A 12,214-nucleotide genomic window follows, 5' to 3' on the forward strand; every position below is an offset into this window, starting at 1 on the left:
GTTGCGCCGCCCGGGCCCCGCCGGGCAGGAGAGGGCGTGGCCGGAGCGGGTCTGGGCGATGGAGGGCTGCGAGCCAGCCAGCGGCCCTGATGGATCGCCCGCCTGCTGACGCGCGTTGAGGGCGTAGCACTCATAGAGCAGAACCGCCCCGATCCACCAACGTCTTCAGCGCGGGAGGTTGCGCTGGCACTACTTCTATGAGCCGCCGCTGTCGGACTTGAGCGTGTCGAGTCGCCAGCCGCAGCAGCTCGGGCCGGTGGGTGGTCATGACGACGGTGCGGCCCGCCATGAGTCGCTCGAGCGCGGTCACCACGGCCTTCTCCGCTTCCGGGTCGAGTCCCGCGGTTGGCTCGTCGAGTAGGACGACCGGGGTGTCGGCCAGTAGGGCACGGGCGATCCCGACCCGCTGGCGCTGTCCCCCAGACAGTCCGATGCCGCCTTCGCCGATGGGGGCATCCAGTCCCAGGGCGAGCTCGGATGCGAAGTCCGAGACCATCGCCGCGTCGGCAACCCGTCGGATATCGGCCTCGGAGGCGTCCGGGCGCGTGAGGCGCAGGTTCTCGCGCAAGGTGCCGCTGAACAAGAACGTGTCCTGCAGGACAACGGACACGACCCGACGCCGCTGAGCGTCGGCGAGCTGGGCCAGCGGCACGCCGTCGAGGCAGACCTGTCCCCGGTCTGGTTCGTAGAGACCGGCCAGCAGCGCCAGCAACGACGATTTGCCCGCACCGTTCGGCCCCTGCAGTACGAGCCGCTCCCCTGGGCCGATCTCCAGGTCCACGTCTCGCAGCGCGATGCGGTCGCCGTACCCGAACGTCACGCCACGCAGTGTGATGCGCCCCGTCGACGGCGGTGTGGGAGGCTCGAGCCCGGTGGGCGCTTGCGGCGGCCCCACGGCGGCCCTTCGTGGCTGGTCGAGGATCTCCGAGACCCGCTCGGCTGAGGCAGCAGCGGTCGTGAGGGTGATCGACAGGCGTGAGAGTGCCCGCAGCGGCCGGAGCATGTCTCGCAGATAAGCCAGCACGACCACGAGCAGGCCCACGGTCCACCAGCCGTTGAGCGCGCCGTACCCGCCGACCAGCAGCACAGCGGCTGTTCCCACTGCGGCCGCGCCTTCGAGGAGCGGCGTGAACCGGGCCCGCAGGTCGACGCTGCGCAGGCCCGACTGGAGAGTTGCCTCGTTGCGCTTGGCGAACCTTGCCTGGTGTACGGCCTGGCTGCCCGTCGCGTGCACGGTGCGCATGCCGGTGAGTACCTCTGCCGTGAGGCCGGCGAGGAGCCCCTCGGCGCGCCGCCGCTGCCGACTCGCCTCCCGGGTCAGTCGCGTGTAGCGCGCCGCGGTGGCGAAGACCACGGGGGCGGCCACGCACGCGACCAAGCCAAGCCGCCAGTCCACCAGCAGCATCGCTGCTGCGTAACCGGTGAGGGTGATGACGCCGGGGATGAGTGTGCTGAACACGTCCACGAGGCCGTCTTCGATGCGGTCGGTGTCGGTCACCACGCGACTGGTCAGCTCTCCGACGGCGTGGCGGTCGTGGAAGGGCATGGGCAGTGCCTGCACGACGGCGAAGACGTCCCGGCGGACCGCCGAGGTGATGCGCTCACCGGCGCTGTTCATCACGCGGTCACCGAGGTAGTCGAAGGCCCCGGACATCAGCGCGATGAGAAGCGCGGCCACGCTGGCGCAGACCAGCAGCACCAGGGGCCGGTCGGCCAGTGGGGCGGCCAGGGCCCCGACCGCTCCCGTCGGGCGGTGGTGGCCGAGCACGCCATCGATGACAACGGCCAGCGGCCAGGGCTGTGCCAGGTCAGCCGCCAGCTCCGCGATCCGTAGCCCGATGCCGCAGGTCAGCCGGCCCCGGTGCGGGCGGCCGTAGGCGCGGAAGCGCCACAGCTGCGCGAGCAGGCCCGAGCCGTCGACGGCATACCTCATCGGCGTGCGGCGTCCCGCAAGGCCGCGTTGCTGTGCCCGACCACGATGCCACGAGCCGCGAAAGCGGCCTCGACGGCGGAGACCCCGGACGGGTCCCCGGGGTGGCGCTGCGCCTGCTCGAGCAGCGCCGCCAGGACGGCCGAGAAGTAGCGGCGCCGACGCAGCATGTGCTCCCGTTCGGCCGCGTCCTGGCTCAGGCTCTCCTCCCCCAGGTGCATCAGCGCGCGCAGCAACGCGGAGTCGAAGGCGTGCTCGGCGAGACCTTGCTCCTGCCAGGCGAACCTGGCCGACCACAGGGCGGTGGCCCAGACGGTTCCGTCCGAGTGCGGGTCCACGTCGCGCCCGCCGCGGAAACCGGCCATCGTCAGCGGCGTGTCGAGGCGACGACGCCGTGGGGCGGCGACCGACCGATCGCCGCGGTGCCAGCCGTAGATGTCGGGCGTGCCGAGCAGGACAGCGGCCAGATAGTCACAGGTCCCTTCCTCGATACCCGTGCGCAGGTTCGTCTGCGCTGCCTGGTTCCGATGACGGTTGCCACGGAAGTCCGCCGTGTGACGGCACACGTGGTGCCCGAGCTCGTGGTAGATGATCGCCGCGTTGTGGCTCGGCGCGGCGAAATACCGCCCGTCACGCGTGCCCACATACCGGCGGCCGGTACCCAGATGCACCTCGCCCGTGGCGGCCACACCCGGCTGCTCGGGCAGGTCCGTGTACTGCCGGGCCGGCAAGCGGTAGTGGCCGCCGCCCCAGTCCGGTCCGTGCGCGTTGAGGCGCACCGTCAGGATCGGCAACGGATGCTCCAGCAGCGAGGTGACGTACCGCAGGCCTCGCTGCACGTGCCAGGCCGCGTTGCCCACCGCGTACGCCTGGGCCTTGCGGCGCTCGTCAGCCGGGACAAGCGGTCCGCCCCCTCCTGCAGGCTCGGTGAACGCGAGCGACTCGAGCGGGGGCACGCCACGAGGATCGGTCACCACGGCCTCGGGGAGCGCCAGAAAGGTGTCGCCCGCCTCGAGGACGAACAGCGTGCAGTCGACCGGCTCGGCCTCGACTCCCGGTCGCGGCAGGTGCGCCCGGACCCGGACACTGCCGACGCCATTCGCGGGCCGTCTTGGGAGCGGGGCAACCGTCGCGCTCATGCCTGCCGGGAAGAGAGTCGCTGCGCCGCGACCGCCCGGTCTGCCAGCGGGGGCAGCAGCGCGCCATTGCTCAGCTCGGAGACACCGAGCACCGGCAGACCCGTCGCGGCCTCGGCCTCCCTACTGGCCAACGGGCTGGCGCTCACCAGCCCGCTGATCGCCACCGGACGCAGCCCCGCATCGGCCAGCACCCGCACCCCGGCGACGGCACCCAAGGCGTCGCTGACCGCGAGAACGACCGCGTCGGCCAGGTAGGGAACCCCCTCCAGGAGCCCGCACGTCTCCTCCTGCAGCAGCCCGTCCGCGATCTCCAGCACCACCGCTTCCGCGCCATCGGCGACGAGCCCGTCGCGGATCGCGAATGCCGTGGAACGCAGCCGCTCCAGCGGATAGCCGAACGTCGAGGGCATGCCGAAGTCCAGGAAGTCGAGCAGCGCGTGCGCGCCGGCGTCCTGGTACGTCCACCGGTCCTTGCCACTGCCTGACCCGGTCACCTTGCCTGCACCCGCGCGGATCCCGGCACGCGTCCAACCTCGAACGATCGCCGACGCCGTCGTTGTCTTCCCAGCGTTCATCGACGACCCGACAACGACCACCACCCCACCGGGTGTCGCGGGTGCGGGCCCCACCGCCCGGACAAAGTCGTCCAAGCTCAACGCCCGGCCCAGCCTGCTCACCGAGGCAATGATTGCCAGCTCGGTAGGTGCGTCACGTCGAACGTGCGCAGAAGCGACGTCGCCGATGACCCCACCCGCCGTGAGCAGGTGCGTACGCGGCCCAGCGGGCAGGTACCCCTCGAAGAAGTCGGTCGCGTAGCGGTTGCCGAGCGCACCGACGACCAGATCACCCGGATAGAGAACGACTCGCCGCCCGTGCACGTCCTCAAGATGTCGGTGCACACCGATTTTCTCCACACGCGCCAAGACCAGGTCCCCCAGCTTGGGATCAGCCGACCAAGCGCCCGCATTCAACTCAGTGGTCAAAGCAGTGCTCACCGGTCGCGTCACATAAGACCACTTGGCATCAGGAAACATGACGACACGCTCTCGGAGGAAGCGGACGACGCACGCACGCAGAGTGCGCCGGCCCGGGTACAACTGTTCGCACCAAATCCATGCAACCACGCTGGCGCGGCACCCGCTGAGGGTTCTACGAGAACGTCCGGACGGCGGCTTTCAAGCAAGTCCTTGCCCCCCAACCCCACTCAGTGCTGCCGTGCTGGTGACGTCTTCCGACCACCAGCTCGAAACGTGCGCTTGTCCGGCTCAGCAGATCACGGTTTGCTCGGCATGGCGCGGTGCGAACCACTCGAAGACACCAGCCAGCTTGCCAGCATCCCGGAGGCCGAGAAGCAGCGCCTGGTCGCGGGTGTCGTCGCGCAGTACTAGTCCGGGGTCGTCCCAGTCGCACGGCACCGCGGTCAGTGCGTGCGCCACTGCCTTGTCGACTGTCGGCCTTATGCCGTCTTCTCGACCAGGAAGCGCGCGAGTCTCCCTCGCACTCGGCGCTTTTCGACCTTCAGCGCCGAGCCCGGCATCCCTGTGGGCATGAAAGAACCTTCTCGAGAATCTGGCCACCTCGCGTAAGTCGTTGCTGTCCGAGAGCAAGACCAAGTGCACGACATACACCTAAGGGCCCTGATGTCCGCTGGATTGCCCCGCGACCTCCCGGCGCCCACCGAGTCGCGGCATGTGAGTGCGTTTCCGCCGGGACCTCGTCGTCGGACGACCGGCATGGTCGGACGTCGCCTCAGGGCTCGGGTGAGACCACGAAGTCGAGCGGCCGGTCGGGAGGGCCGCTGCGGGGGTGGACGAGAAGGCGCTCGGAGAAGCGAAGCTGCATCTCTAACGCGCCAGTCGCGGCAGTTCCGGACGTTCAGCAGCGACCCTGTCCGAGCCCGGCCTTGATCGCTTTCGCATCCTTGTCCAGCAGGGCGTGGTCACGTGCCTTCCAGTCGGCGGTGATGGAGAAGCCGTCGCCTGCGAAGCGAGGGATCACGTGCAGGTGGAAATGGAACACCTCTTGGCCTGCGGCTTGGCCTTCGGCAAGGAGGACGTTGATCCCATCGCACCGCAAGCCCGAGCGGCGCAGCCCCTTGTGACATCTGGTGGTCGACGGTTGGCGGCCGACGGGCACCGGTGCCAGGCGTCCTCACGACCGATCGGCGGTCGGTGACTGCATTCGACTCACCGGGATCGGTTGAGGCCAGGGCTGGAGTCAGCCTGGCTCCGTGCGAGCGAGGCCTTCACGACGCGGTTCAGGGTGCGCCGCCCCCACCGGCTCGTCACTGCAGTCGAGTTCGCCGCGCAGCATGTCGCGCTGGGTCTCGTCCAAGAGGTGCCATGCCGCGACGAGATCGAGCGCGGGGTCCGCGGGGCCGAAGCCGCCGCCGTCCAGAACGCCGACGAGTCGGCCGTCCTCGATGAGGACGTTGGGCGGTACGAGGTCGCCGTGGCACACCACGTCCTCATCGACCCGGGCAGGGTCCGAAGGTGCGCCCAGATCTGCCGCAGCAGGGGTACGTCGAGCAGGCTCTCGCTCTCCCGGAAGCACGTCTTGAGCCACTCGTCGTGGTCGGGGAGATGCCCCCCGCGGCCGGAGCCGGTGAAGCATCGTCCGCCGGTGTCCCCGGCGTGCATCGGTGTGATGAGGTCGGCCAGGTCGTGTACGAACGCGGTCGAGCCGGCGGGGTCCTCGACCGTCCCGTCGTGACCGGGCAGCAAACGTCCTTGCTGGCGTTCAAGCGTCAGGCGCCGCAGGCGAGTTCCCAGTGGCGTTGGTTGGCCTCGATGAACTGCGTTGTCGCCAGCCAGTGCTCCCCATGCCCTTCGGGCGTACATGGTCGCCCAAGGCTGCTCGCCCCTTCCGTGGGCACGCAGCAGCAGCTCGTACATGGCACGCGAACGCTGGGTGAGTGTTGCGGGCAACGCCTGACGAAGGAAGGGATCAGCGTCGTATCCCTGGAGGAATGCGCGCAGCCGAGCAAGGCAGTCGTCGATCGGTGAACCGGGAAACAGGTGGCCGAACGAGATGGCTGCGTAGGCAAGGGTCCCACGCTCGTGTCGAGGGCCCTGCGCCGTCCCAGTCGATGAAGACCATCCTGTCCTCGTCGATGATGAGGTTCCACGAAGCGAGGTCGTTGTGGCACAGCAGGTCAGGCTCCGCGGCGGGAAGGAGCACGGGCCACTCCTTTGGCACCGGCAGGTCCGCGCTGGCGTCGTGGATCGACCTGACGAGTCCCCCGACCGCGGCGACCGTGCTCTCACCCAGCGGGGCGCTGGCCATCGCGAGCTGGCCGGGCACGATTTCGAGGACCTGGCGGCCCCGCTCGTCTCGGCCGAGGTGTCTTGGGACGTCGATCCCCCTCGCGCGCAGTGCACTCAGGTAGGAGGCGACCTGCTCGGTCGTCGCCAGCCATGGCTTGCGCACCGTGTCTCCGGCGCGGATGACTCCCGTCGAGGCATTGCCACCGGTCTGTGCTTCCTCGTCGGCCTCAGGCATAGCGAAACCGTACGAGTCCCGTCCCGAACCTCGCGAGCGAGATCTCGTACGGGAGGGAGCGCACTTCGCGGGAAATGAGGAAAGTTCGGCATGTGCGTCGGGGGGCCTCGCATCCGTGAGAAGACCTGCGGACCATGCGGATCAGGGTCTACCTGTGAGTCGCCCGCCTCTGATGACCGTGTCCTGTCAGCATGCGCGGATGAGCCTCGCCATCGCCACCTGCCAGCCCACCGCGTCGTCCGATCCGCGCCAATGGTGCTGAGGTGCGTCGTATGCTCGGGCAGGCCTCAGCCGCAGGTGCGCGGCTAGCCCACTTCCCGGAAGGGTTCCTGTCGGGGTACGCGGTTGAGGACGTCGTCTCCTGGGACGATTTCGACTGGGCACTCGTCCGCCGCGAGCTCGAGGATGTGGCCGCGTTCGCCGGCGAGCTGGGGATCTGGGTGGTGCTCGGGTCCGCGCACCCGTTGACCGAGCCGCACTTGCCGCACAACAGCCTGTACGTCGTCTCGGACGAGGGGAGGCTCGTCGACCGATACGACAAGCGGAAGTGCTCGCACACCGAGCTCACGCGGTTCTACACACCCGGCTTCGAGCCGGTCGTCTTCGACGTCGACGGCTTCTGCTTCGGTCTGGCGATCTGCATCGAGATCAACTTCTCCGACGTGTTTGCCGAGTACGACCGGCTCGACGTCGACTGTCTGCTGCTGTCCGCCTACCCGGTCGACTCGATCTTTGCGACCAAGGCGCGCGCATACGCCGCGATCCACAACTACTGGTTGAGCCTGTCGGTGCCGGCGCAGGCCACGCACCTGTTCCACTCCGGACTCATCGGCCCGCACGGCGAGGTGCTGGCCGAGGCAGGCGGCGAGTCCGGGTTGGTCGTCGGGACCTTGGACCGAGACGACCCGGCGCTTCGCGGTGCGCTCGAGTTTGCCCGCCCCTGGCGGGCGATGGCGCGGTCCGGCGACATCTACAAGGAGCGCCGGGTCACCGACGAGCGGAGCCGAGTGCGCACCGAGTTCTAACGGCGTCAGCTCTGTCTGCGAGAGCGCGGACATCGGCACGACCGATCGGCGGCACGGTCGGACGTCGTACGAGGGCAGCAGGACCGCGAGGACGGCGGTCAGGGCTCAGCGTCCCTGAGGTGACGGCGCTAGACGCGTCACTCGGTGGCGGCCCGACGCTGCTCGTCGTCGAAGGCGAGGTGGACGGCCGCTTCCTTCGCGGAGGCGCCCGCGGCGACGGCCGAGCGGGTCAGCCCGATGTTGCGCGAGGTGGCGGCCATGGCAGCAGCGACCCGGCCACGGCCGTACGTCATCGAGTTCGCCGCCGCGACGCCGATGCTCGAGCCCACCTCGATGGCGTCCTGGTCGGCGCCCATGTAGAGGAACTGCCACGCGTACTCGGAGGTCTGCCGCTCGATGAGCGCCTTGACCTGGGCGTGGGTGAGCTCGCGCGAGGAGTTCTCGTGGCCGTCGGTCATGATGCCGACGATGACGACGCCGGGACGCTCGTGTTCGGGCAGTGCGGCGAGGCGCTCGCCGGCTTCGCCGAGGAGTCGCCCGATGGAGTCGAGCAGCGCGGTGGACCCTCGCGGTGACAGGCGCAGGGCCGGCACGTCGGCCACAGGCACGTCGCGGTAGACCTCCTCGTACTGGTCGTCGAACTGCGCCAGGGTGACCCGGCACTCGCCGGGCTGGCTGCGCTGCTCGGCGATGAACGCGTCGAAGCCGCCCTCGGTGTCGTCCTTGATCGTCTGCATCGAGCCGCTGCGGTCGAGCAGGAAGTAGAGGTGCGTGAGGTTCGGGTTCGTCATGGCGTCTCCTCCGTGTGGTCGGCGTGGGTGGTCGGGGCTGGTGGTCCTCAGGTGCTGCCTCTGCGGGCGCGGAAGCGCAGCGGGCGCTCCGACGCCTCGGGCGCGGGCCGGTGGCGTCCTTCCTCGAGGTCATATCGGGCCCGCTCGACGCCGGCGGCGGTGACGCGTCCAGCCTCGGAGCCGTAGGCGCCGAGCAGGCTGGTGCGAGCCAGGCGCGGCCCGACGGCGTTCTCCGACAGGCCGGCCAGGGCGCCGGCAGTCCGGATCGTGCCGCCCTCGGCCACCAGGACCGCCGCCATCGCCTCGTCGACTGCCGCGGTCAGGTGCTCCTGGGCGGCTCGCAGCAGCGGCAGCGCGTCGAGGGGACGTGAGGCGTCGGTGCGCTCGAGCGCCTCGCGCGCGGCGTCGACCGCCGTGCGCAGGGCATGCTCCGTCTCGGCCGGGAGGGGCCGTCGTGCCTCGGCGCTCATGCAGCCATCGTAGGCGCAGTAACTGCGGCACCGCAAGAGATGAGGGAACATGTCGCGTCGCCCGCCAGGACCCGGGTTCGGCTCCGGGTTCCGGTACCTCGCCGTGATCGGTGCCCTGACGCTTCGGGTCCGCAACCGCCTCTGGTCGGGCTGGCCGAGGAAGACGTGTGGCTGCCCCACTTCCTCTTGTCGCGCCTTCGGGCACTGATGGTTCGCAGCCTCGCGCAGAGTGAGCCGGTCTTGGCTTTCGTCGTCGGCCAACCGTGCCGTCCTAGTCTGGAATCGTGCCCGACCCCACCGAGATCGATGTCCGGATCGACCGCGCGAGCGCGCGACCGTTCGGGCGGCGGTTCCACCTCCGCGGGCGCGAGCGGGCCACGGCTCTGCTGCGCGGTCCGCAGACGATGCGGGCTCACGCCGCGGAGATCATCGCGGAGCGTCTGGCACCGGCCGAGCCGCGCAACGACGGCAGGCAGACCCCGTACCGCAACCACCCGGTCTTCGTGGCCCAGCACGCCACCGCGACCTGCTGCCGCAGCTGCCTGGAGACGTGGCACGGCATCGCGAAGGGGCATCGGCTCGACCGCGGTGAGCGGGCCTACGTGGTCGAGGTGATCGGGCGCTGGATCGACCGCGAGCTGGCGACCTCCATCCAAGGTCGAGACTTCGGGAGCTCCACCTCACGCCGACCGTAGGGTGGCGGCGGCGTTCCTGGCGTCAGCGGTCAGGCGCCCCGCGGCACCATCTGCGGGGGCGGACGCCTCGCCCGCAGCAGCGTGCCCGTGTCGGCGGCGCCTGGCTGTGCTGGGGCCTGGGCGTGTTGCAGGCTGGCCCAGCCATCGAGGGTCGGAGGTGTCGACCACTCATCGGGGAGCTAGGCCTTCCCAACCCGCGACGAGTTCGCGCACGTCCTGGGCGCTCTCCAGACGGAGGGCCTGCTTGGCGACCACCTCGCACTGCTCCACGTCGAGCTCGCGCACCCGCGCCTTCACCGCCGGTACGGCGTGCGGTCCGACGCTGAGCTCACGGACGCCGAGCCCGACCAACAGGGGCACCGCGGCGTCGTCGGAAGCGACCTCACCGCAGACGGCGACCTCGACGCGACCCCGCGCGGCCTGGCAGACATGGTCCACCAAATGGAGCACAGCGGGGTCGAGCGCATCGAAGATGGCGGCGACGCCCGGGTTGCCCCGCTCGGCGGCGAGTGCGTACTGGGTGAGGTCGTTGGTTCCGATGCTGACGAAGTCGAGGTGGGGCAGGAACGACTCGATCTTCAGCGCGGCTGCGGGCACCTCCACCATCATCCCGACCCGCAGGCCATCGGGCACGCCGTCCGGGCCGGCGGCCGCCACCAGCGCCTCGCGCGCAGCCCGCAGCTCGGCGACGGTCGACACCATCGGGAACATCACGCTCGTCGGGGCGCGTCGGGCGGTGCGGCACACGGCGTCGAGCTGGTCGCGCAGGAGGGTCGGCCGCTCGAGCGCGAGCCGGAGGCCACGGACACCCAGGAACGGGTTCGCCTCCGCGGGCATCGGCAGGTACGGCAACGGCTTGTCGCCACCTACGTCCAGGGTGCGCAGGGTGGCGCGCCGACCGCCCAGGGCTGCGGCGATCGCGGCGTACTCCTCCTCCTGCTCGGCGACGTCCGGCGGCGTGCCGCGGCCGAGGAACAGGAACTCGGTGCGCACCAGCCCCGCCTCGTCGGCCCCGGCGGCAAAGGCCGAGCGGGCGTCGGCCACCGACCCGAGGTTCGCAGCCACGCAGATGGTGGTTCCGTCTCGGGTGACGGCCGGCTCGCTGGCGAGATCGAGGTCGCGTGCACGACGTTCCGCAGCGAGGGCGGCGCGGCGGCGGTGGTCGGCGACGACCCCGGGATCGGGGTCGACGTGGACCTCCCCCGTTCCGCCGTCGACGACGAGCAGCGTCCCCTCGGGTACGCCGAGCACGTCGCGCCCGGCCGAGACGACGAGCGGGATGCCCCGGGACCGGGCCAGGATCGCCGCGTGGGAGCTTGCGCTCCCAGCGGCCAGCACGATGCCGCGGACTGCCGTCATGTCCAGCGCCGCAGCCTGGGCCGGGGTCAGGTCACGGGCGACCAAGATCCCCTCTGCGGCCGGCTGCTGGGCCGCCGCGCCGGCGAGCACCCGGCGTACCTGGTCGCCGACCGCGCGGACGTCGGCTGCCCGCTCCCGGAGATAGGAGTCGGAGAGGTCCGACCACTCGCGTTCGATCGCCTGCAGACAGACCGTCCATGCCGCCGACGCGCCCATACCCTCGTTGATCCGCTGCTTCACGTCCGCGAGCAGGGTCGCGTCCGCGAGCAGAGTGAGGTGGGCGTCAAAGATCGCGGCCTCCGTCTCGCCCGCCTGGCGCTCGGTGAGGGCGCGCAGGTGCTCGATGTCGCGGCGGACCTCGGCGACCGCCTCGACCACGCGACGCCACTCGGCTGCCGGGTCCCCCACCTCGGTCTCGTCGACCTCGATCGGCGGTGCCGCCAGCCGTCGGAGGGGACCGATCGCGATGCCGGGAGAGGCCGGCAACGGACCGGTCGTGGACGAGGCCGTCGCGGGCGTGTCGACCCCGGGTGCAACCTCGTCGAAGTTCCGGGCCGCCAGCGCCAGCAGGTGCTCCACCGCCTCCTGCGCTTGTGGGCCTCCGGCCCGGATCTCGACCTCGTGGCCCTGCTGGGCACCGAGGGTGGCCACCCGGCTCAGGCTGGCGGCCGGGACGGGTCCGGTGCCCGTCGTCAGGTTGGTGAGGATGACGGTCGCGTCGAGCCCGCCGACCTCGCTGACCAGACGTGCCGCCGGGCGGGCGTGCAGGCCGTGGCTGTTGGCCACCGTGAACCGGCCAACGACGTCCGAGTCGGTGGGAGCCGGCCGGGCGAGTGCGGGTGTGGGCGCCCCCTCGTCGGGGACCGACAGATGCGCGGCCTTGCCGAGCAGCGCGTTGCGCGCCTCGGCGGCCACCTCGGCCCGGGTCGCGCCGCCGGACGCGGCGACCGCGGCGACGACCAGTCCCTCGACGATCGGCGCGGCCGACAGGGTCACCCGCTCGCGAGCCGCGGGATCGCCGAGGAGATCCAGGGCGAGCTCGGCGCTGAGCACGGCGCTGCCGAGGTCCATCAGAACCACCACGCCCTCCGGCCCGTCGACGGACTGGATCGCCTCCTTGACCCGTACGGCATCCGTGCCGAACGTCGCCTCGTCGAGGCCCGCCGCCAGCTCGATCCGCACCTGGCGGCCGTGCAGCATCTCGGACGCGAGAGCCAGCGCGGCCCGCGCCAGCGGGCGGCTGTGGGAGACGACGACGATGCCGACACCCTGCCCGGTGGTCATTGGGTCTCCTCTCTCCCACC

12 protein-coding genes are annotated in these 12,214 nt (G+C 70.8%); 2 read left to right on the forward strand and 10 right to left on the reverse strand.

Going from position 1 to position 12,214, the window contains the following annotated elements; translation table 11 throughout:
- Positions 1–130: 130 nt before the first annotated feature.
- From LQK93_RS00895 to LQK93_RS00925, 7 genes are all read right to left on the reverse strand, one after another.
- Positions 131–1,933 carry an ABC transporter ATP-binding protein gene (locus LQK93_RS00895; protein ID WP_374969703.1) on the reverse strand — a complete coding sequence of 601 codons (1,803 nt, stop codon included), beginning with the start codon at positions 1,931–1,933 and terminating at the stop codon, positions 131–133.
- Positions 1,930–3,069 (reverse strand): hypothetical protein, encoded by a 1,140-nt coding sequence (locus LQK93_RS00900; RefSeq protein WP_374969704.1) that lies wholly within the window; start codon positions 3,067–3,069, stop codon positions 1,930–1,932. Before LQK93_RS00900 ends, LQK93_RS00895 begins: the two co-directional genes overlap by 4 nt.
- Positions 3,066–4,103: a DUF1611 domain-containing protein gene (locus LQK93_RS00905; protein WP_374969705.1), complete on the reverse strand. Its 1,038-nt coding sequence runs from the start codon at positions 4,101–4,103 to the stop codon at positions 3,066–3,068. The genes LQK93_RS00900 and LQK93_RS00905 overlap by 4 nt, the downstream gene beginning before the upstream one ends.
- Positions 4,104–4,334: 231 nt before the next feature.
- On the reverse strand, positions 4,335–4,505 hold the full coding sequence (locus LQK93_RS00910; protein WP_374969706.1) for a hypothetical protein: 171 nt from the start codon (positions 4,503–4,505) through the stop codon (positions 4,335–4,337).
- 439 nt (positions 4,506–4,944) lie between these two features.
- Positions 4,945–5,205, reverse strand: a complete 261-nt coding sequence (locus LQK93_RS00915; protein WP_374969707.1) for an HIT family protein — start codon at positions 5,203–5,205, stop codon at positions 4,945–4,947.
- Between the two features lie 81 nt (positions 5,206–5,286).
- Positions 5,287–5,682, reverse strand: coding sequence for a phosphotransferase (locus LQK93_RS00920; protein ID WP_374969708.1), 396 nt, complete (start codon positions 5,680–5,682; stop codon positions 5,287–5,289).
- Positions 5,683–6,015: 333 nt separating this feature from the next.
- Positions 6,016–6,570 carry a phosphotransferase gene (locus tag LQK93_RS00925; protein WP_374969709.1) on the reverse strand — a complete coding sequence of 185 codons (555 nt, stop codon included), beginning with the start codon at positions 6,568–6,570 and terminating at the stop codon, positions 6,016–6,018.
- Positions 6,571–6,842: 272 nt separating this feature from the next.
- Between LQK93_RS00925 and LQK93_RS00930 the strand changes: the two genes are divergently transcribed.
- A complete protein-coding gene (locus tag LQK93_RS00930; RefSeq protein ID WP_374969710.1) occupies positions 6,843–7,595 on the forward strand; it encodes a carbon-nitrogen hydrolase family protein in 753 nt (250 codons plus the stop codon).
- Between the two features lie 137 nt (positions 7,596–7,732).
- On the opposite strand, the gene LQK93_RS00935 is transcribed toward LQK93_RS00930, so the two are convergent.
- Positions 7,733–8,386: a VWA domain-containing protein gene (locus LQK93_RS00935; protein ID WP_374969711.1), complete on the reverse strand. Its 654-nt coding sequence runs from the start codon at positions 8,384–8,386 to the stop codon at positions 7,733–7,735.
- A gap of 47 nt (positions 8,387–8,433) precedes the next feature.
- Positions 8,434–8,856 carry a hypothetical protein gene (locus tag LQK93_RS00940; protein WP_374969712.1) on the reverse strand — a complete coding sequence of 141 codons (423 nt, stop codon included), beginning with the start codon at positions 8,854–8,856 and terminating at the stop codon, positions 8,434–8,436.
- A 284-nt stretch (positions 8,857–9,140) separates the two neighbouring features.
- Between LQK93_RS00940 and LQK93_RS00945 the strand changes: the two genes are divergently transcribed.
- Positions 9,141–9,551: a DUF4186 domain-containing protein gene (locus LQK93_RS00945; protein ID WP_374969713.1), complete on the forward strand. Its 411-nt coding sequence runs from the start codon at positions 9,141–9,143 to the stop codon at positions 9,549–9,551.
- Positions 9,552–9,719: 168 nt separating this feature from the next.
- Here the strand turns inward: LQK93_RS00945 and ptsP are convergent, their stop codons facing one another.
- Entirely contained in the window at positions 9,720–12,194 is a 2,475-nt protein-coding gene (ptsP, locus tag LQK93_RS00950; protein WP_374969714.1) for a phosphoenolpyruvate--protein phosphotransferase, read from the reverse strand.
- Positions 12,195–12,214 lie beyond the last annotated feature (20 nt).

The organism is Terrabacter sp. BE26 (assembly GCF_041941675.1).
In the GTDB taxonomy this organism is placed as follows: domain Bacteria; phylum Actinomycetota; class Actinomycetes; order Actinomycetales; family Dermatophilaceae; genus Terrabacter.